The following is a 19527-nucleotide window of genomic DNA, read 5'->3' as shown; positions in this document are numbered from 1 at the left end:
CAGACTCGAAACGGAAGGGCGCCATTCTACCTATGGGTCTGGTGATGTAAACGCTAGAATGGCCGCACATTCACCTGCCAGGAGGGTAGCCGATGGAGGCTCTCGACGCATTGCTCAACCGTGTTTCCGTGCCACGCCTGACTGACCCGGCGCCCAATGCCGCCCAGCGCGAGGCGCTGTTCCAGGCTGCCCTGCGCGCCCCGGACCATGGTCAGCTGCGGCCGTGGCGTTTTCTAACCATCGAAGGCCAGGGCCGCGAGAAGCTGGGTGAGCTGTTCGCCGAAGCCGTGCAGCACAAGGGCGATGCCAGCCAGGCAGCCTTGGACAAGGCCCGTGCCATGCCGCTGCGGGCGCCGTTGCTGATCGTGGTGGTGGCCAGGTTGCAGGACCATTTCAAGGTGCCCAAGTCCGAGCAGCGCCTGGCGGCGGGCTGTGCGGCGCACGGTATTCTGATTGCTGCGCACGCGCAGGGGATCGGCGCGGTGTGGCGTACCGGTGACATGGCTTTCGATGCCCATGTGCACAAGGGGTTGGGGTTGGCCGAGAACGAGGAACTGATCGGCTACCTGTATGTCGGCACGCCGCTGACCGAGCCGCGGACGGCGCCGGTGCTGGAAACGGCTGATTTCGTCAGTAGCTGGGGTGAGTAACCTGGCCTTGGGCTGATTCATGCATCAAGGCATCCGGCCTCTTCGCGGGTGAACCCGCTCCACATCCCCTGTAGGAGCGGGTTTACCCGCGAAGAGGCCTGGCGCCTTTGCACCCCATCAACTGCCTGCCGCTCCAGCCAAGGGCAACTCCAGCCTGGCCACAAACCCACCCTGTGGATGATTCTCCAGCACCAGGCTACCGCCATGGCGCTCCGCTGCCTTGCGCGCAATCGCCAGCCCCAGGCCATGCCCCGGTGCTTCCTGCCCCGGCGCGCGGAAGAACGGCTCACCCAGTTGCGCCAGGTGCTCCTCTGCCGCCCCAGGCCCATGGTCACGCACGCTGATCACGATGCGGTCCTGCTCGCGCGCGGCGCTGACCTCGACCGGCTGGCCCGCCGGGTTGAAGCGCAGGGCATTGCGCAGCAGGTTGTCAACGGCACGCTCGATCAGCGTTGGCCAACCCTGCAAGCTCAAACCTGGCTGCGCCTCCAGGCGCACGTCCTGATCCGGCGCGCTCAGCAGGGCGTCCTTGCGCACGCTGCCGAGTAGTGCATTGAGGTCGACCGGTTCGGCATGGGCTTGTTCGGCATCCACCCGGGCCAGGGCGAGGATTTCGCTGATCAGGTCTTCCAGGCGGTCGCATTCGCGGGTCAGGCGCGGCCACAGCGCTTGCCGCTGCTCAGGCTCGGCGCGTTCGGCCAGGGCCAGGGCGATGCGCAGCCGGGCCAGTGGCGAGCGCAGTTCGTGGGACACGTCGCGTAGCAGCTGGCGCTGGCTGCCAATGGTGCTTTGCAGGCGTGCGCCCATCTTGTTGAAGTCCTTGGCCAGCACGCCAAACTCGTCGCGCCGCGCTGCCAGCCGTGCCAGGCTGTTCTGCTGATAGGTGGTCTGGCCCAGGTCGTGTACGGCACTGCGCAGGCGGCTTAGCGGGCGGGTAATGGACAGCGTCACCAGCAGGCTGAACAGGGTCAGCACGACCAAGGCAATGCCCAGTGCGCTGAGCGGCCAAAGCAGGCTCTCGCGGTGCCAGGCATCCAGCGCCGGGTGAGGGATGCGGTAGATCAGCAAGTAGGTTTCGCCGGTGTCGGGGCTGGTGTATTCCTCGGTCAGCCGGCGCCATGGCAAGCGCCGCTGGTCATTGTGCTGGCGCGCTTCGAAGGCTGCCGCACGGCGTGGGAAGGTACCGGGCACCACGGCTTCACCGCTATCGTCGAGCACCTGCACGTCGATCTTGTAGCGGTCCTTGCGTCGTTCCAGAAAGTGCTGTGCCGCCTCCAGGCCTTCCTGCTCGTAGTGCTTGGTCCACTTGCTGGCCAGGGTATTCAGGCCCGGGTGACGGCTGAGGATCCAGGCGTCCTGGTTGAGCATGTGCCCCAGCAGGATCGACAGGCCTGCGACCAGGGTGATGGCCAGCCAGAAACTGGCCAGGATGCGCCAGAACAGTGAACGCAAGTGCACCTCCTAAACGGGAAAAGCCCGGCCCGCAGTGAGGCGGGCCGGGCACGGGGCGGACAGCTTACTGGGCCTTGGCGCCTTTTTCAGCTTTCCAGGCCTGGAACTCCTGCCACTCGGCTTTCTTGGCGGCGCGTTCTTTTTGCAGTTCATCGAACTTCTTCTGCTGGTCAGGCGTGAGCAACTTGCGCACTGCGCTGTCGGTCTTGTCGCGGCTGGCTTGCAGCTCATCCTTCATGGCCTTCTGGTCGGCGGCCGGCAGTTTGGACAGGTAGCGCTCGGTAATGTCGCGGCGCTGCTGCATCTGCTCGCCCATCAGCTTGCCGATCTGCTGGCGCTGATCGCGGCTCAGGTCCAGTTGGTGGAAAGGCGCATCACCGCGATGATGCGGGCCGTCGTGGCGCGGGCCGCCGTCAGGCATGGCCATGGCCACGGTCGGCAAAGCGGCAGCGAACATCAGGGCGATAAGGGTCTTGCGCATGGTGTCTCTCCTTTCATAGGCCGGTGATTACCGGATGAGCACAGTCTAGGGAGATCACCGTCAAGCGCAGTCAGGGGATGGTAAAGGCAAAGTAAAGATGATGGGTCGGTGCAGCCACGGCCTTGTGCCGCGCAAGGGGGGCGCACAGCGGCCCCGGTGTGTTTACAGGCAGTAGTAATAGCCTCGGCTACGCAACGCCACTATGCGTGGCCGGCCATCGGCGTGGGGGCCGATCTTCTTGCGCAGGTTGCTGACATGCATGTCCAGGCTGCGGTCGTACAGGGTCAGCTTGCGGCCCAGGCCGATCTGCGCCAGTTCCTGTTTGTCCAGCGGCTCGCCGGGCTGACGCAGCAGCGCTTCAAGAATACGGCTTTCGGACAGGGTCAGGGTCATTTCGCGGCCATCGATGCTGGCCACGCCCCGCGCAGGGCTGTAGACCAGGTCACCCAGTTCCATCTGGCTGGTCGTGGCGGTGGGGTGGCTGCGGCGCAGTACTGCGCGCAGGCGGGCAGTGAGCTCACGCGGGTCGCAGGGTTTGGCCAGGTAGTCGTCAGCGCCCAGTTCCAGGCCGAGAATGCGGTCCAGCGGCTCGCCGCGGGCTGACAGCATCAGCACCGGCAGCTCGGCATGCTCGCTGCGCAGCTGCTTGAGAAGCTCCAGGCCGCTGCCGTCGGGCAACATCACATCCAGTACCACGGCAGCAGGGGCATGCTCAGCCAGGGCCTGGCGTGCGCTCTGGCCATCGTGGCAGGCACGCACGGAAAACCCTTCCTGGGTCAGCCAGCTGCCGAGCAGCTCGCACAGTTCCTGGTCATCATCAATCAGTAACAGCTCGCTCATGACTCACTCAATTCAACCATTGACGGCGGTGATTCGGTCCGCCAGTGGCAAAGATACCGCAGACTGATGGGCTGAGTATAACTGCTGGTAACGCGTGGCCCTCTTCGCGGGTAAACCCGCTCCTACAGCGGGCTGTGTCCAACCACCGAGATGTGTCCACCACCAATCTGTGTAGGAGCGGGTTTACCCGCGAATACGGTAGCGGCGGCAACGGTGAACGGCGGGTGGAGATTGGCCAGCAGGCCTGGCCCTTTCGCGGGTGAACCCGCTCCTACAAAGGGCTGTGTCCAACCACCGACGTGTGTCCACCACCAATCTGTGTAGGAGCGGGTTTACCCGCGAATACGGTAGCGGCGGCAACGGTGAACGGCGGATGGAGATTGGCCAGCAGGCCCGGCCCTTTCGCGGGTGAACCCGCTCCTACAAAGGGCTGTGTCCGACCACCGACATGTGTCCACCACCAATCTGTGTAGGAGCGGGTTTACCCGCGAATACGGTAGCGGCGGCAACGGTGAACGGCGGGTGGAAATTGGCCAGCAGGCCCGGCCCTTTCGCGGGTAAACCCGCTCCTACAAGGGGCTGTGTCCAACCACCGACGTGTGTCCACCACCATCGTAGGAGCGGGTTTACCCGCGAATACGGTAGCGGCGGCAACGGTGAACGGCGGATGGAGATTGGCCAGCAGGACCGGCCCTTTCGCGGGTGAACCCGCTCCTACGGGCGATCGCACAGATCCGAAGGTTTGTGGGTACCTTCTAGCGAAGAGGGCCGTGCCGTCTCAGGTCAAGGCAGTACTTGCTTGAACGGCTTGACCACAACCTTGTCGTACACGCCGGCAGCGATGTACGGGTCGGCATCGGCCCAGGTCTGCGCGGCTGCCAGCGACTCGAATTCGGCAACGATCAGGCTACCGCTGAAACCCGCTTCGCCCGGGTCGTTGCTGTCGATGGCCGGGTGTGGGCCCGCCAGAACCACGCGGCCTTCGGCCTTGAGCTGCTGCAGGCGTTCGATGTGCGCCGGGCGGGCAGCCAGGCGCTTTTCCAGGGAGTTTGCGACGTCGCTGGCGATAATGGCGTAGAGCATGTCAATCCTTGGGTTTGGAGGTAGAAGGGTCATCGTGCAGGTGGCGCGACAGGTACACGCCTTGCGCCACCAGGAAGATCACGGTCATGCCCAGGCTGCCGAACACCTTGAAGTCCACCCAGAAGTCCTGGAAGGTGAAGGCGACGAACAGGTTGGCCGCGCCGCAGAACAGGAAGAAAGCGATCCAGGCCAGGTTCAGGCGCGTCCAGATGGCATCAGGCAGGGTCAGGGCGTGGCCCATGATGCGCTTGATCAGCACCCGATCGCCGATGAAGTGGCTGCCGGCAAAACCCAGGGCAAACAGCCAGTTCACGACAGGAGCCTTCCATTTGAGGAAGGTTTCGCTGTGAAAGGTCAGGGTCAGGCCACCGAACACCAGGCAGGCGATCAGCGTCAGCCACTGTCCCTTCTCCAGCTTGCGCTGGCGCAGGAACAGTGCGCCGTACACGACCAGCGAGCTGATGATCAGCATGGCCGTGGCGCTGTAGATGCCGCCAAATTCGAAGTGATGGCCGGCGACTTCCATGGGGCGCGGGTCAAGCTTGTAGACGATGAAGAACAGCAGCAGCGGGATGAAATCGATGAATTGTTTCACAATGGCAGCCAGAATCGGGATGTGACGGCATAATAACAAACATCGATTCCAGCGAAAGCGCTCCTCTATGAATGTTGATCTGCACTGTCACAGCACGGCCTCCGACGGCGCCCTGTCGCCTTCGGTACTGGTTGCCCGGGCTCATGAGCATGGGGTGCAAGCGCTGGCACTGACCGACCATGACACCCTCGAAGGCCTGCCCGAAGCGCGCCAGGCCTGCGTTGACCTGGGTATGCGCTGGGTCAGCGGGGTGGAGCTGTCCTGCACGTGGGGCGGCGCGACCATCCATGTGCTGGGTTATGACTTCCCGCTCGACGCACCGCCATTGCTGGCGGCGATTCAAGCGCTGCACCAAGGCCGCTGGCTGCGTGCCGAAGAAATCGACAGACGGCTGGCGGCCAAGGGCATGCCCGGCACGCTCGAAGGCGCGCGCGCCGTGCAGCACGAGCTGGGTGACAGCGGCAATGCCCCGGCGCGCCCGCATTTTGCCGAGTATCTGGTGCGGGCCGGGCACGTCAAGGACCGTGGTGAAGCGTTTCGCAAGTGGCTGGGCGCCGGCAAGCTGGGCGACGTCAAGCAGCACTGGCCGACGCTCGACGAAACCGTTGCCACGCTGAGGCAGTCCAACGCCTGGGTGAGCCTGGCGCATCCCATGCACTACGACCTGACCCGCAGCAAGCGCAGGCGGCTGATTGCCGACTATATTCAGGCAGGAGGGCAGGCGCTTGAAGTGGTCAACGGGATGATGCCTGCCGAGCAAGTGGGCACCATGTCCATCCTTGCCCGTGAGTTCGGCCTGCTGGCAAGCGCTGGCAGTGACTTCCACGGCCCCGGCACCTGGGGCGAGATCGGTGCCTATCGGCCTTTGCCCGAGGATCTGCCACCTTTGTGGCGTCGATTCAGCCATGAACAGCCTTTGGCGCTATGAACAGGACGATTACGTGAGCCAATTTTTCCAGATTCATCCGGAGAACCCACAAGCGCGCCTGATAAAACAGGCCGTCGAGATCATCCGCAAGGGGGGCGTGGTGGTGTATCCGACGGATTCGGCATATGCGCTGGGTTGCCAGATAGGCGACAAGTCGGCAATTGAGCGGGTGCGGCGCCTGCGCGGGCTGGACAAGACGCACAACTTCACCCTGATGTGCTGCGACATGTCGCAACTGGGGTTGTACGCCAAGGTCGACACCGGCACCTTCCGCTTGCTGAAGGCGCATGTGCCGGGGCCTTACACCTTCATCCTCAACGGCACGCGTGAAGTGCCGCGCCTGCTGTTGCACGATAAGCGGCGTACCATCGGGCTGCGTGTGCCGGACCACGCCATCACCCTGGCCTTGCTGGCCGAGCTGGGCGAGCCACTGATGAGCGTAAGCCTGATCCTGCCGGGCGACAGCGAGCCGATGACCGACCCTTACGAGATCCGTGAACGGCTGGAGCACCATGTCGACCTGGTGATCGATGGCGGGTTCGGCGATCTCAAGGCGTCGACCATCATCGACCTCTCCGGCGACGAACCGGAACTGATCCGCGAAGGTTGTGGCGACCCCACGCCGTTCCTGGTCAACGCGTGAGCCAGCTGGAAGCGCCTGAGGCGCCGGCCGAACGGGTCGAGGAGCCTCGGCAACTGCAGTTGGCGCTGGTCTATGGTGAAGCCCTGACCGAGCTGCCGCTGGACCTGTACATTCCGCCGGACGCCCTTGAAGTCATCCTCGAAGCTTTCGAAGGCCCGCTGGACCTGTTGCTGTACCTGATCCGCAAGCAGAATATCGACATCCTCGACATCCCTGTGGCCGAGATCACCCGGCAGTACATGGGCTATGTGGAGCTGATGAAAAGCGTGCGCCTTGAACTGGCCGCCGAATACCTGGTGATGGCTGCCATGCTGGCCGAGATCAAGTCACGCATGCTGCTGCCGCGTTCCGCCGACGTCGAGGAGGAGGAGGGTGATCCACGCGCCGAACTGATCCGCCGCCTGCAGGAGTACGAGCGCTTCAAGGCTGCCGCCGAGGGCATCGACGAATTGCCACGGGTCGGGCGCGAGGTGGTGGTGCCGCGCCTGGAAGCGCCGCAGGCCAAGGTACGCAAGCTGTTGCCTCAGGTCAGCCTGGAAGAGCTGCTGATGTCCATGGCCGAGGTGATGCGCCGCAACGACCTGTTCGAAAGCCATCAGATCACCCGTGAGACCTTGTCCACCCGCGAGCGCATGAGCCAGGTGCTGGAGCGTCTCAAGGGCGGCGCCTTTGTGCCGTTCATCGCGCTGTTCGCTGCCGAGGAGGGCAAGCTGGGCGTGGTGGTGACCTTCATGGCCGTTCTCGAACTGGTGAAGGAATCGCTGATCGAACTTGTGCAGAATGAACCTTTCGCCGCCATTCACGTGCGGCTTCGCCCGGCGCCAGTTGAAGAACCCAATGAACCTGAATGAACCCCGCGACCTGGCGTCGCTGATCGAAGCCTTCTTGCTCGCTTCGGGCAAGCCGCAATCCCTTGAGCGCCTGTACGAGCTGTTCGAGGAAGCCGAGCGCCCCGAGCCCAAGGTGTTCAGGCAGGCCCTGGAGGTGCTGGGCAAGTCGTGCAATGGGCGTGCGTTCGAGCTCAAGGAGGTGGCCAGCGGCTATCGCCTGCAGATTCGCGAGGTTTATGCCCCTTGGGTCGGGCGCCTGTGGGAAGAGCGCCCGCAGCGCTATTCGCGAGCGCTGCTTGAGACACTGGCCCTGATTGCCTACCGCCAGCCGATCACCCGTGGTGAAATCGAGGACGTGCGGGGCGTTGCGGTGAACAGCAATATCATCAAGACCATGATGGAGCGCGAGTGGATTCGCGTGGTCGGCTACCGCGAAGTGCCCGGCCGGCCGGCGATGTTCGCCACCACCAAGGCGTTTCTCGATCATTTCAACCTCAAGAGCCTTGAGGACCTGCCGGCCTTGGCCGAGCTGCGCGAAATGGAACCAGCGCCGCAACTTGACCCGGATGATGCGCCGGTGCCTGCGCACCTGCAGGCGTTGGCGGATGCCAGCCTTGGGGAAGAGGAGGTTGGTGAGCCGAGAGAGGAGACCAGTTTCCGTAGCCTGTTGGTGGAGCTGGATGCCATGGAAGACGGTTTGAAAACCGATTTTGATGATTTGCGGGGAGAAGAGCCTGAGCCTCCGGTGGAGGAAGAGAACAAGGCGCAGCCCTGATTGATCTGCTGCCTGTGCTGCCCGCGAAGCGGCCAGCACAAAGCCCATTGGGCAGAAAATCATGCCCAGCCCCACAAAACCCTCTACCCTCCAGTGCGTTCCCCTGATGAACCGCGTATGATGCGCGGCCTTTTGGCGCGTTCGTCGCCAGAAACCTGTTTTCATTCCTACACCGGGAGGTGCCCAGATGAGTGAGCAAGACCTGAAAGAAACCGAAATCACCCCGCCATCCGGCGAAAAGCTGCAGAAAGTGCTGGCGCGCATTGGCGTGGGCTCGCGGCGTGATGTCGAGGCCTGGATCAGCCAGGGTCGCATCAAGGTCAACGGCGTCGAGGCCACCCTTGGCCAGCGCGTCGACCTGCACGACGCCATCGCCGTCGACGGCAAGCTGATCAAGCGCGAGGAGGCCGCCGAGGCCACCCGCCGGGTGATCATGTACAACAAACCCGACGGCGAAATCTGCACCCGTGACGACCCGGAAGGCCGTCCGACCGTGTTCGACCGCTTGCCACGGCCAAAAGAGGGCCGCTGGATCAACATCGGCCGTCTCGACATCAACACCACTGGCTTGCTGCTGTTCACCACCGACGGTGAACTGGCCAACCGCCTGATGCACCCATCCTACGAGATGGACCGTGAGTACGCGGTACGTGTGCGTGGTGAAGTCGACGACGAGATGATCGAGCGCCTGAAAGCCGGCGTAATGCTGGAAGACGGCCCGGCCAAGTTCACCGATATCCAGAAGGCACCGGGTGGCGAAGGCTTCAACCACTGGTACCACTGCGTGGTGATGGAAGGTCGTAACCGTGAGGTGCGTCGCCTGTGGGAATCCCAGGGCATGGTGGTCAGCCGCCTGAAGCGTGTGCGTTTCGGCCCGGTGTTCCTCAACTCCGACCTGCCGATGGGCCGCTGGCGCGAAATGACCCAGGGCGAAATCGACATCCTCGCCGCCGAAGTCGGCCTGCAGCCGGTCGCGCTGCCAGCCATGAAGCTCAAGGCCAAGGACAAGATGGAGCGCCTGCAGCGCAAGTCGACCCGCCCGCTGGGCCGTGGCGAGCGCGTGCGCAACCTGCGCCCGGCCCACGAAGGTGCCGCTACTGGCGAACGCCCGGCGCGTCAGCCGCGTGAAGAAGCGCCGCGCAAACCCACCCGTGGCAGCACGGTGGCTGAGCGCCCGAGCGAGATGCGCAAGCGTCCGGGCAAGCCTGATGGTGACAAGCCGGCAGGCCGTGGTCGCGGCAAGCCGCGTGGCTGATAAGCCAGCGTGGTAATCAAGGAACCAGCCTTCGGGCTGGTTTTTTTATGCCTGCGGGAATGCGCGCCAAGCGGCCCAAGATATTGAGCAGAAAGAATTTTTCGGACGACTGGCAAGTTCTTGATCCGCCCTGTAAAGAAAACTGTACGAATGTGGCTGTTTTCAGCCCGCATTTCAGATCAAGCCCGATCGTGTAAACAAACCTTGCCGGCGCCCCTGTGCCAAAGCCGTCGCCATGGCGCTAGCCACCCTTGCCCAAACCCCCGTCCCCACGGTGTTATAGCCGCCATTGCCTTGTGCAGGAGCCCGTCCAAAGAGCCGGGCTGACAAAACAACAAATGGAGGCGCCATGTACGCCGATCACTTCGCCTTTGAAGGCCTGTACCACAGGAACGCTGCGTTTTTTCCCGAGGAAACGATGCAACGCGTTGACGCCTGCGCGTTTGCAGGGGTATACAGTGCGCCGCGTTTTACCTGTGACCCTCTTGCGTACCGCGCACTCTTGATCACGCCTGGTTGACCCGCTCCGGCGGCACCTGAGGTCAAGAAACCCAAGGTAACCACCTTGCCCATTCCGCTGCGCCACGAGCGCGGTGGGTCCGATTCCGTCACAGATAAAAACAATGCAGGTGACTTCGTTCATGAGTGGACAAAACATGCATTCAGGCGAGCTAAAGCGGGGCCTGAAGAACCGCCATATCCAGTTGATCGCCCTCGGCGGTGCGATTGGTACCGGCCTGTTCCTCGGCTCGGCAGGCGTGATGAAATCCGCCGGCCCGTCGATGATCCTTGGCTACGCGATCTGCGGCTTCATCGCCTTCATGATCATGCGCCAGCTGGGTGAAATGATCGTCGAAGAGCCGGTGGCCGGTTCGTTCAGCCATTTCGCCCACACCTACTGGGGTGGGTTCGCCGGCTTCCTGTCGGGCTGGAACTGCTGGGTGCTGTATATCCTGGTGGGTATGTCGGAGCTTTCGGCGGTCGGCAAGTATGTCCACTACTGGTGGCCGGAGATCCCCACCTGGGTCACGGCGGCAGCCTTCTTCGTGCTGATCAACGCCATCAACCTGATGAACGTGAAGTTCTTCGGTGAGGCCGAATTCTGGTTCGCCATCATCAAAGTGGTCGCCATCGTCAGCATGATCGGCCTGGGTGCCTACCTGCTGACCAGCGGCAGCGGCGGCCCTGAAGCCACCGTGGCCAACCTGTGGTCACACGGCGGCTTCTTCCCCAACGGTGTCAGCGGGCTGGTAATGGCCTTGGCTTTCATCATGTTTTCCTTTGGTGGCCTGGAAATGCTCGGCTTCACCGCCGCCGAGGCCGACAAGCCAAAGACCGTGATCCCCAAAGCGATCAACCAGGTCATCTACCGCATCCTGATTTTCTATGTCGGTGCGTTGGTGGTGCTGCTGTCGCTGACCCCGTGGGACAACCTGGTCGCCAGTATCGACGCCTCGGGTGGCAGCTACGGCAGCAGCCCGTTCGTGCAAGTGTTCTCGCTGCTGGGCAGTGACGTGGCTGCCAACCTGCTGAACTTCGTGGTGCTGACTGCGGCGCTGTCGGTGTACAACAGCGGCACCTACTGCAACGCCCGCATGCTGCTGGGTATGGCCGAGCAGGGCGATGCCCCGGCGTCGCTGGCCAAGGTCGACAAGCGGGGCGTGCCAGTGCGTTCGATCCTGGTGTCGGCTGCCGTGACCTTCGTCGCCGTGCTGCTGAACTACCTGATGCCGCAAAACGCGCTGGAACTGCTGATGTCGCTGGTCGTGGCCACCCTGGTGATCAACTGGGCGATGATCAGCTACTCGCACCTGAAGTTCCGTCAGCACCTCGACCGTACCGGCCAGAAGCCGCTGTTCAAGGCACTGTGGTACCCGTACGGCAACTATGTGGTGCTGGCCTTCGTGGTGCTGATTCTGGGCATCATGCTGATGATCCCGGGCATCCAGGTGTCGGTGTATGCAATCCCGGTGTGGCTGCTTGCGATGTTCGTGGTGTACATGGTCAAGTCGCGTCGCCAGGTGAATGCGGGCGGTGCTGTTGAGACTGTGGCTAAGTAAGGCGCCATAGGCGGCATGTGAAAACCCGGAGTCAGGTGACTGGCTTCGGGTTTTTTGTTGCCTGTGCGGGCCCTTTCGCGGGTGAACCCGCTCCTACAACGACCTGGTATGCCTGAGGCTTACGCAACCCTTGTAGGAGCGGGTTTACCCGCGAATACGGTAGCGGCGGCAACGGTGAGCGGCGGGTGGAGATTGGCCCGCAGGCCCGGCCCTTTCGCGGGTGAACCCGCTCCTATGTATGGACTCGCCCACACTGTCTAGCTGCTTTTTTGAACATAGGAACCCGGTTGCATCTATGTATCAGGCCTGTTCGAGGAAGCTTTTTGCTTCTGGCCAACATCGTGGTGAGCTCGCAGTGTGCCGTTTACATGGAGGCCACTATCAGGCCTGTAGGAGCGGAGGCATCGGTCTGCGACGGTCTTACCTAGGGTCAATGTTCACTAGCAGGGGTTGGAGCGCCTAGCGCCCCGGTGGCATTACCCGGTTGGTCAGAGGCTCATAGCCGCCTCCGGTTTTTCGTTCGGTTTGCGTTGGTAAACCTGATCGCTCTGTAACAGGGCCCAGATAATCCGCAGATTTCGATTAGCCAGCCTGATCGCCGCCTCCTTGCGCCCAAGGCGGGATAGCCAGCGCAAGAGGCGGCGATCATCTGGCTGATCGGAATCAGGCCTTAACTGACTCAAGACAGCATGCGCGCCCTGGATCATCAGGCTGCGTATGTAGCCGTCACCGCGCTTGCTCATCTTGCCCAATCTGATTTTGTTTCCGCTGCTGTGCTGATCGGGCACGATACCGAAGAAGGCGGAATACATTCGGCCACTGGCGAAGCGGCTGGGGTCGGTCTGTTTCGCCACGATCGCCGTGGCAATGATAGGGCCGACGCCACGAATGGTGATCAGTCGCTGAGCGACTTTATCCTCTTGGGCAGTCGCTTCGAGCCGGCGGCTCAGCGCCGTTATGCGTTCACCTAGAGACAACCAGTCCATCAGCAACTCATCGAGCAACTCGCGCAACAGGTCGGGTAGAGGCAAGGAAGCATCCTCAAGCGCCTGAGGCACATGCTTATTGATCGCGGCATCGCCCTGGGGCATGGATACGCCATGCTCGAGTAGCAAACCACGGATCTGATTACCCAGCGCGGTATGTCGCTTGATGTTACCGCGCCGGATACGGTGCAGCGCTTGAATAGCCAGTGCTGTGGTGCTCTTGATCGGTATCGAAGCGATGCTCGTATCGCGACCGGCACGCAAAATGGCATAGCAGTCGTTACGATCGTTCTTAGCACCGCTGCGATGTTCGGCGACACGTTGCGCCGGCAGGATGCGAACCGGATTACCTTTGGCCTGCAGCAGTCTGGCCCAGGCTTGTGCACCTGGACCGCACTCCATCAAGACGGCCACGGTCGTTGGCAGCCTGAGCAGGAAATCGTGGAACGCTTGGCGGGATTTGATGCGATCTTCGTAGATCACCCGACCAGTAGCGTCCTCGCCTGCTAATTGGAAGACCTGTTTGGCCAGGTCTACGCAGATGGTTGTGCAAAGCTCCACATCAGTGGAAGACAGGGAATCGTGTTTCGAACTATGCTTTTTCATGGTCTCGCCCTCGCTGCCGTTGGCTTCTTCGAACACCACCGTGGCACTGTGATGCCTCGGCGGGGGCGAGTCCATCGATTACAACGACCTGGTATGCCTGAGGCTTACGTAACCCTTGTAGGAGCGGGTTTACCCGCGAATACGGTGGCGGCGGCCACGGTGAAAGGAAGGTGGAGATTGGCCAGCAGGCCCGGCCCTTTCGCGGGTAAACCCGCTCCTACGGGTACAGCGTTGCCCTCAGGTTAGGTGACCCCGCCAAAAATCAGATCTGCTCCAGCAACCACCCCCTGAATGCCCGCAACGACGGCAGCGCCTCATTCCTCGGCGGGTAGATCAGGTAATAACTGCGCTGGCTGGCAAACGCCACCCCCGGGCTGTACAGCTCTCCCTTGGCCAGTTCCTCCTCCACCAATATGCGCGGCACCAGCCCGATCCCGATCCCGGCACGTACCGCCTGGATCAGGTGCGAGGTCAGCTCGAAGCTCGGCCCCAGCCGCATCGCCCGGTGCGGCAGGCCATGATGGGAAAACCACTCGCCCCACGCATGCGGGTTGTTGGCCACATTCAGCAGCACCTCTTCACTGATCCGCGCCGGGCTCCAGCCCTGGCTGCCGACGCCGGCCTCCGGTGGCAAGATCACCACCAGCTCCTCGGCATGCAGGCGATGGCAGACAAGCCCCGGCAAGTCGTGGCTGGCCACGCCGATGGCGGCATCGATTTCGCTGGTGTCGAAGTTGATGGTTTCAATGCGTGAATGAATGTGCACCAGCATGCCTGGGTGAGCGCTGTAGAACGCATGCAGCCTCGGCAACAGCCATTTCGAACCGAAGGTTGGCAGGGTAGCCAGGCGCAACGTGCCAACCCCCGATTGATAGGCCAGTGCCTGCAAGGTGGCGCTGCGGATGCGCCCCAGTGCCTCGCTCAGCTCGCGCTGGTACAGGCGGCCGACATCGGTCAACTGCACCTGGCGCCCCTCGCGGCGGAACAGGGTCAGGCCCAACTGCTGCTCCAAGGCTTGCACCTGGCGGCTGACCGCGCTTTGGGTCAGCGACAGTTCGGCGGCGGCGCGGGTGTAGCTTTCATGCCGGGCGGCGGCCTCGAAAGCCAGCAGCAGTGACATGGATGGGGTCAGGTGGCGGTAATTCATTCATAAAAGTCATTGATAGCGGCAGGATTATCCGTTTGCCCCTGACGCGAAACTACAGGAACATTGGCCTATACGTCATCCCTGCATGCCTGAACCTATGCCAGGGCGACAGGTATCCCGTGATCTAGCCAATATCAAGAGGCCATCCTTCGATGATCGCCCAGCTGTCCACCGTTGCACCGAGCTCCAATTACCCCGAATTCCTCGAAGCCCTGCGCAACAGCGGCTTCCGTGGCCAGATCAGTGCCGACTACGCAACCCGCACGGTACTGGCCACCGACAACTCGATCTACCAGCGCTTGCCGCAGGCGGCGGTGTTCCCGCGGGATGCCGACGATGTGGCGCGGGTCGCCACGCTGATGGGCGAGCCGCGCTTCCAGCAGGTCAAGCTGACCCCCCGCGGTGGTGGCACCGGCACCAACGGCCAGTCGCTGACCGACGGTATCGTCGTCGACCTGTCGCGGCACATGAACAACATTCTCGAAATCAACGTGGAAGAGCGCTGGGTGCGGGTACAGGCCGGTACGGTCAAGGACCAGCTCAATGCTGCGCTCAAGCCGCACGGGCTGTTCTTCGCCCCTGAGCTGTCCACCTCCAACCGCGCCACGGTCGGCGGCATGATAAACACGGATGCCAGTGGCCAGGGCAGCTGCACCTACGGTAAAACCCGCGACCACGTGCTGGAGCTGCACAGCGTGCTGCTCGGTGGCGAACGCCTGCACAGCCTGCCGATCGACGATGCTGCGCTGGAACAGGCCTGCGCCGCGCCGGGCCGGGTCGGCGAGGTGTACCGCATGGCCCGGGAAATTCAGGAAACCCAGGCCGAACTGATTGAAACCACCTTCCCCAAGCTCAACCGTTGCCTGACCGGCTACGACCTGGCGCACCTGCGCGACGAGCAGGGCCGCTTCAACCTCAACAGCGTACTGTGCGGCGCCGAGGGCTCGCTGGGCTACGTGGTCGAAGCCAAGCTCAACGTGCTGCCGATTCCCAAGTATGCGGTGCTGGTCAATGTGCGCTACACCAGCTTCATGGATGCGCTGCGTGATGCCAACGCGCTGATGGCGCACAAGCCGCTGTCGATCGAGACGGTCGACTCCAAGGTGCTGATGCTGGCGATGAAAGACATCGTCTGGCACAGCGTTGCCGAGTACTTCCCGGCGGACCCCGAGCGCCCCACGCTGGGCATCAACCTGGTGGAGTTCTGCGGCGACGAGCCGGCCGAGGTCAACGCCAAGGTGCAGGCGTTCATCCAGCACCTGCAAAGCGACACCAGCGTCGAGCGCCTGGGCCACACCTTGGCCGAAGGCGCCGAGGCAGTCACCCGCGTCTATACCATGCGCAAGCGTTCGGTGGGCCTGCTGGGCAACGTCGAAGGCGAAGTGCGCCCGCAGCCGTTCGTGGAGGACACCGCAGTACCACCAGAGCAGTTGGCCGACTACATCGCCGACTTCCGCGCACTGCTCGACGGCTACGGCCTGGCCTACGGCATGTTTGGCCACGTCGATGCCGGCGTGCTGCACGTGCGCCCGGCACTGGACATGAAGGACCCGGCGCAGGCCGCGCTGGTCAAGCCGATTTCCGATGCCGTTGCCGCGCTGACCAAACGTTATGGCGGGTTGCTGTGGGGTGAGCACGGCAAGGGCTTGCGCTCGGAATACGTGCCCGAGTACTTCGGCGAGCTGTACCCGGCGTTGCAGCGCCTGAAGGGCGCCTTTGACCCGCACAACCAGCTCAACCCGGGCAAGATCTGCACGCCACTTGGCAGCGCAGAGGGCCTGACCCCGGTCGATGGCGTGACCCTGCGCGGCGACCTTGACCGTACCATTGACGAGCGCGTTTGGCAGGACTTCCCCAGCGCCGTGCATTGCAACGGCAATGGCGCCTGTTACAACTATGACCCCAACGACGCCATGTGCCCGTCGTGGAAGGCTACCCGCGAACGCCAGCATTCGCCCAAGGGGCGCGCCTCGCTGATGCGCGAGTGGCTGCGCCTGCAGGGCGAGGCGAACATCGATGTGCTGGCTGCAGCGCGCAACAAGGTGTCGTGGCTCAAGGGCCTGCCGGCGCGTCTGCGCAATAACCGCGCGCGCAACCAGGGCCAGGAGGACTTCTCCCATGAAGTGTACGACGCCATGGCTGGCTGCCTGGCGTGCAAGTCGTGCGCCGGGCAGTGCCCGATCAAGGTCAATGTGCCGGATTTCCGCTCGCGCTTCCTCGAGCTGTACCACGGTCGCTACCAGCGCCCGCTGCGTGACTACCTGATCGGCTCGCTCGAGTTCACCATCCCCTACCTGGCGCACGCGCCGGGGCTGTACAACGCGGTGATGGGCTCGAAGTGGGTGAGCCAGCTGCTGGCCGACAAGGTGGGCATGGTCGACAGCCCGCTGATCAGCCGCTTCAACTTCCAGGCTACCCTGACCCGTTGTCGGGTTGGCATGGCCACGGTGCCGGCCCTGCGCGAGCTGACCCCGGCCCAGCGCGAGCGCAGCATCGTGCTGGTGCAGGACGCCTTCACCCGCTACTTCGAAACGCCGCTGCTGTCGGCCTTCATCGACCTTGCCCACCGCCTGGGCCACCGGGTATTCCTGGCGCCATACAGCGCCAACGGCAAGCCGTTGCACGTACAGGGTTTCCTTGGCGCGTTTGCCAAGGCAGCGATCCGCAACGCCACGCAGCTCAAGGCCCTGGCCGATTGCGGTGTGCCGCTGGTGGGGCTGGACCCGGCGATGACGCTGGTGTATCGCCAGGAGTACCAGAAGGTGCCAGGCCTGGAGGGTTGCCCGCAGGTGCTGCTGCCGCAGGAATGGCTGATGGATGTGCTGCCCGAGCAGGCGCCTGCCGCACCGGGCAGCTTCCGCCTGATGGCGCACTGCACCGAGAAGACCAATGTGCCGGCCAGCACCCGGCAGTGGGAGCAGGTGTTCGCCCGTCTGGGGCTGAAGCTGGTGACCGAGGCCACCGGTTGCTGCGGTATGTCCGGTACCTATGGGCACGAAGCTCGCAACCAGGAAACGTCTCGGACCATATTCGAGCAGAGCTGGGCGACCAAGCTGGACAAGGAAGGGGAGCCGCTGGCAACCGGTTACTCGTGCCGTAGCCAGGTCAAGCGCATGACCGAGCGGAAGATGCGTCACCCGCTTGAGGTGGTGTTGCAGTACGCTCAGCGCTAAGGTTCAGGGCCTTTGGGGGCTGCTTTGCAGCCCTTCGCGGGTGAACCCGCTCCTACGGGGGATCGTGCACGCCAGGCTGGCGCGTCAACCCTGCAGGGGCGGGGTTACCCGCGAAGAGGCCGGCAGCGGCTTTCAGGCTTCTGTTGTACGGTCCCTGTCCCTACGCCCTTGGCGGTACAAATAGAGGCTCAACACCAACCCGCACGCTGCCGCAGCCGCCGCGAACAGAAACATCGAAGCAAAGCCGAATCCCGCCGCCACCGCACCGACCAATGGCCCGGTCACCCCCAGTGACAAGTCGATGAACAGCGAATACGCCCCCACCGCCGCCCCGCGGTTGGCCGCCGACACTTGGTTCACTGCCTCCACGCCCAATGCCGGAAACACCAGCGAGAATCCAAACCCGCTCAATGCAGCCCCCCCGCCAGGGCCAGTTCGGCGTTGGGTGCCAGCCACAGCATCAACAACCCGAGCGTTTCAACCGACAGGCAGGCGATCGCCACCCTGAAGCCACCGATGCGGTTGATCAGGTTGCCAAAGAGCAGCCGTGCGCTGATGAAACTGGCGCCGAACAGGCTCAGGGTCAGCGCCGCATTGGCCCAGCCACGGCTTGCGTAGTAAAGGGTGATGAAGGTGGCGATGGTGCCAAAGCCGATCGAGCCCAGGGCAAGCCCCGAGCCATGCGGAAATACCTTGCCCAGCACCCGCAGGAACGGCAGGCGTACACCGCTGACGATGGGGGCGGCCTGCTTGGGCCAGGCCAGTAGCAAACCGAGTATGCACAGCAGGATGATGCTCACACCCATGCTCCCCAGCCCGAGGCCTTTGACCATCAGCACGCCCAGTGGGGCGCCGATGGCCAGCGCACCATAGCTGGCGATGCCGTTCCAGGAGATGACCTTGGCCGTGTTTGCGGCACCCACCCGGCCAATGCCCCAGCCGATCGCACCCGAGCCTACCAGGCTTTCGGCGCTGCCCAGCACCAGGCGACCGACCAGCAGGCAAGCCAGGCTCAGCCAAGGTAGGTGAGTGAGGAAGGCGCAGGCCAGCATGAATACCCCGCTGAGCCCGCAGCCAGCCAGTCCGTACATGACCGCCTTCTTGCTGCCGTGGTTGTCGATGATGCGGCTGGCGCCAGGGCGGCTGAGCAGCGTCGCGAGGTACTGCACGCTGATCACCAGGCCGGCGACCACGGCACTGAAACCCAGGTCGTTGTGCACATAGCTGGGCAACACGGCCAAGGGGATGCCGATGTTCAGGTAGCCGATGAAGGTGAACAGGACGATGGAGACGACTTGCCCAGTGACGGCAAGGGATGTGGGACTGCGTGCTGGCATTGGGGATCCGTTGCTGCGGTAAGGATGGCAGTGTGTGCCGCCATCTTAACCACAGCAAGGGTGTTTGCGGGCGAAGCTGTCAGGCTGTAGTCAGTTGGTGTAATCGAGCATCCAAGGTCACACTGAACTCGGCTTGCGGGTAATCCAGCCGCAAGCGTAGCAGGACAAAGCCGGCCCATCGGGTGAACATGGACGAATGCAGCAGGGCGTCGAGCGCTTGAGCGGCTGGGCATTTCTGCCTCTTAGCGGTAGGAGGCACGAGTCTGTGTGGGGGAGGGGCGGGGCAGGTGGTAGTGGGTTGTTACAACGTTGATTTTAGACGGTGTGAAAACGTGATGACGGGGGTAGCCCGCAGGTCAGCCGTTTTCACACAGTCGGGGATGCGCAGTTATTCCTGGTCAGCGCTGGATTGATCGTCACCATCCTGCTCGGCGGCAGCTGCCGGTTCGGCGTGAACGGTCACGGATGGCTCTTCTGGGTTCAGGCTTGGGAAGGGAAGATTCGGGATTTCATGCATCTCGTCGTTCCTCGCAAGTGTGAGTGAAAAGTCTGCGCCAGGCGCGTTTGGAGCTTCAAAAAGCTGGGGCAGGATACACAACTCTGGATGACAGTTTGGTTTTTTTCCCGGTCGTTTGTCGGTTTTGCGGGCGAACAGCGCACATATGCCCCATGAAAAAAGGGGCCTC

The 19527-nt window shown here is 63.0% G+C and carries 16 protein-coding genes and 1 pseudogene; 8 read left to right on the top strand and 9 right to left on the bottom strand.

Translation table 11 applies throughout. The features are described from left to right. Positions 1-92: 92 nt before the first annotated feature. Positions 93-650, top strand: coding sequence for an NAD(P)H nitroreductase (locus C4Q27_RS04270; RefSeq protein WP_010955191.1), 558 nt, complete (start codon positions 93-95; stop codon positions 648-650). A 117-nt stretch (positions 651-767) separates the two neighbouring features. Here C4Q27_RS04270 and C4Q27_RS04265 read toward each other — a convergent pair whose 3' ends face one another. The 5 genes from C4Q27_RS04265 to C4Q27_RS04235 form a co-directional block, all read right to left on the bottom strand. Next, on the bottom strand, positions 768-2108 hold the full coding sequence (locus C4Q27_RS04265) for a HAMP domain-containing sensor histidine kinase (protein WP_064492116.1): 1341 nt from the start codon (positions 2106-2108) through the stop codon (positions 768-770). Between the two features lie 58 nt (positions 2109-2166). Next, entirely contained in the window at positions 2167-2583 is a 417-nt protein-coding gene (locus C4Q27_RS04260) for a Spy/CpxP family protein refolding chaperone (protein WP_014590086.1), read from the bottom strand. Between the two features lie 162 nt (positions 2584-2745). Beyond that, positions 2746-3423, bottom strand: coding sequence for a response regulator transcription factor (locus tag C4Q27_RS04255; protein ID WP_020193052.1), 678 nt, complete (start codon positions 3421-3423; stop codon positions 2746-2748). 783 nt (positions 3424-4206) lie between these two features. Then, on the bottom strand, positions 4207-4506 hold the full coding sequence (locus C4Q27_RS04240; protein ID WP_003254549.1) for a YciI family protein: 300 nt from the start codon (positions 4504-4506) through the stop codon (positions 4207-4209). A gap of 1 nt (position 4507) precedes the next feature. After that, positions 4508-5101: a septation protein A gene (locus tag C4Q27_RS04235; protein WP_010955188.1), complete on the bottom strand. Its 594-nt coding sequence runs from the start codon at positions 5099-5101 to the stop codon at positions 4508-4510. A gap of 67 nt (positions 5102-5168) precedes the next feature. Between C4Q27_RS04235 and C4Q27_RS04230 the strand changes: the two genes are divergently transcribed. The 6 genes from C4Q27_RS04230 (at position 5169) to C4Q27_RS04205 (ending at position 11592) form a co-directional block, all read left to right on the top strand. Further along, a complete protein-coding gene (locus C4Q27_RS04230; protein WP_020192615.1) occupies positions 5169-6029 on the top strand; it encodes a PHP domain-containing protein in 861 nt (286 codons plus the stop codon). Between the two features lie 13 nt (positions 6030-6042). Beyond that, the gene (locus C4Q27_RS04225; RefSeq protein WP_014590089.1) at positions 6043-6672 is read left to right on the top strand and encodes an L-threonylcarbamoyladenylate synthase; all 630 of its coding nucleotides are present in this window, start codon (positions 6043-6045) and stop codon (positions 6670-6672) included. Between the two features lie 110 nt (positions 6673-6782). Further along, on the top strand, positions 6783-7523 hold the full coding sequence (locus C4Q27_RS04220; protein WP_162490571.1) for a ScpA family protein: 741 nt from the start codon (positions 6783-6785) through the stop codon (positions 7521-7523). After that, positions 7510-8277 carry an SMC-Scp complex subunit ScpB gene (gene scpB / locus C4Q27_RS04215; RefSeq protein ID WP_102885768.1) on the top strand — a complete coding sequence of 256 codons (768 nt, stop codon included), beginning with the start codon at positions 7510-7512 and terminating at the stop codon, positions 8275-8277. The genes C4Q27_RS04220 and scpB overlap by 14 nt, the downstream gene beginning before the upstream one ends. Before the next feature lie 187 nt (positions 8278-8464). After that, a complete protein-coding gene (gene rluB, locus C4Q27_RS04210) occupies positions 8465-9532 on the top strand; it encodes a 23S rRNA pseudouridine(2605) synthase RluB (protein WP_003254539.1) in 1068 nt (355 codons plus the stop codon). A gap of 641 nt (positions 9533-10173) precedes the next feature. Further along, complete coding sequence (locus C4Q27_RS04205) at positions 10174-11592, top strand: amino acid permease (RefSeq protein WP_177409991.1); 1419 nt, start codon at positions 10174-10176, stop codon at positions 11590-11592. A 488-nt stretch (positions 11593-12080) separates the two neighbouring features. Here the strand turns inward: C4Q27_RS04205 and C4Q27_RS04200 are convergent, their stop codons facing one another. Together C4Q27_RS04200 and C4Q27_RS04195 are read right to left on the bottom strand one after the other, a co-directional pair. Then, complete coding sequence (locus tag C4Q27_RS04200) at positions 12081-13139, bottom strand: IS110-like element ISPpu11 family transposase (protein WP_104887826.1); 1059 nt, start codon at positions 13137-13139, stop codon at positions 12081-12083. A gap of 307 nt (positions 13140-13446) precedes the next feature. Beyond that, positions 13447-14331 carry a LysR substrate-binding domain-containing protein gene (locus C4Q27_RS04195; RefSeq protein ID WP_003254537.1) on the bottom strand — a complete coding sequence of 295 codons (885 nt, stop codon included), beginning with the start codon at positions 14329-14331 and terminating at the stop codon, positions 13447-13449. Positions 14332-14483: 152 nt separating this feature from the next. Here C4Q27_RS04195 and C4Q27_RS04190 point away from each other — a divergent pair, with 152 nt between their 5' ends. Next, entirely contained in the window at positions 14484-17504 is a 3021-nt protein-coding gene (locus tag C4Q27_RS04190; protein ID WP_104886531.1) for an FAD-binding and (Fe-S)-binding domain-containing protein, read from the top strand. 132 nt (positions 17505-17636) lie between these two features. Here C4Q27_RS04190 and C4Q27_RS04185 read toward each other — a convergent pair. Next, positions 17637-18841, bottom strand: a pseudogene (locus tag C4Q27_RS04185) (MFS transporter). A gap of 388 nt (positions 18842-19229) precedes the next feature. Continuing rightward, positions 19230-19358, bottom strand: coding sequence for a hypothetical protein (locus C4Q27_RS29685; RefSeq protein ID WP_003254533.1), 129 nt, complete (start codon positions 19356-19358; stop codon positions 19230-19232). Positions 19359-19527 lie beyond the last annotated feature (169 nt).

Origin of the sequence: Pseudomonas sp. SWI36 (assembly GCF_002948105.1) — a bacterium.
Taxonomy (GTDB): domain Bacteria; phylum Pseudomonadota; class Gammaproteobacteria; order Pseudomonadales; family Pseudomonadaceae; genus Aquipseudomonas; species Aquipseudomonas alloputida.
Note: the sequence above shows the minus strand (reverse complement) of the source record. Positions and strands in the feature narration are given on the sequence as shown.

What these genes read in the sequence shown, in the direction of transcription:
- C4Q27_RS04205 (WP_177409991.1), top strand. Translation starts at nt 10,174, where the DNA reads ATGAGTGGACAAAACATGCATTCAGGCGAGCTAAAGCGGGGCCTGAAG.
- C4Q27_RS04190 (WP_104886531.1), top strand. Translation starts at nt 14,484, where the DNA reads ATGATCGCCCAGCTGTCCACCGTTGCACCGAGCTCCAATTACCCCGAA.
- C4Q27_RS04255 (WP_020193052.1), bottom strand. Translation starts at nt 3,423, where the DNA reads ATGAGCGAGCTGTTACTGATTGATGATGACCAGGAACTGTGCGAGCTG.
- C4Q27_RS04230 (WP_020192615.1), top strand. Translation starts at nt 5,169, where the DNA reads ATGAATGTTGATCTGCACTGTCACAGCACGGCCTCCGACGGCGCCCTG.
- C4Q27_RS04260 (WP_014590086.1), bottom strand. Translation starts at nt 2,583, where the DNA reads ATGCGCAAGACCCTTATCGCCCTGATGTTCGCTGCCGCTTTGCCGACC.
- C4Q27_RS29685 (WP_003254533.1), bottom strand. Translation starts at nt 19,358, where the DNA reads ATGCATGAAATCCCGAATCTTCCCTTCCCAAGCCTGAACCCAGAAGAG.
- C4Q27_RS04195 (WP_003254537.1), bottom strand. Translation starts at nt 14,331, where the DNA reads ATGAATTACCGCCACCTGACCCCATCCATGTCACTGCTGCTGGCTTTC.
- C4Q27_RS04240 (WP_003254549.1), bottom strand. Translation starts at nt 4,506, where the DNA reads ATGCTCTACGCCATTATCGCCAGCGACGTCGCAAACTCCCTGGAAAAG.
- rluB (WP_003254539.1), top strand. Translation starts at nt 8,465, where the DNA reads ATGAGTGAGCAAGACCTGAAAGAAACCGAAATCACCCCGCCATCCGGC.
- C4Q27_RS04270 (WP_010955191.1), top strand. Translation starts at nt 93, where the DNA reads ATGGAGGCTCTCGACGCATTGCTCAACCGTGTTTCCGTGCCACGCCTG.
- scpB (WP_102885768.1), top strand. Translation starts at nt 7,510, where the DNA reads ATGAACCTGAATGAACCCCGCGACCTGGCGTCGCTGATCGAAGCCTTC.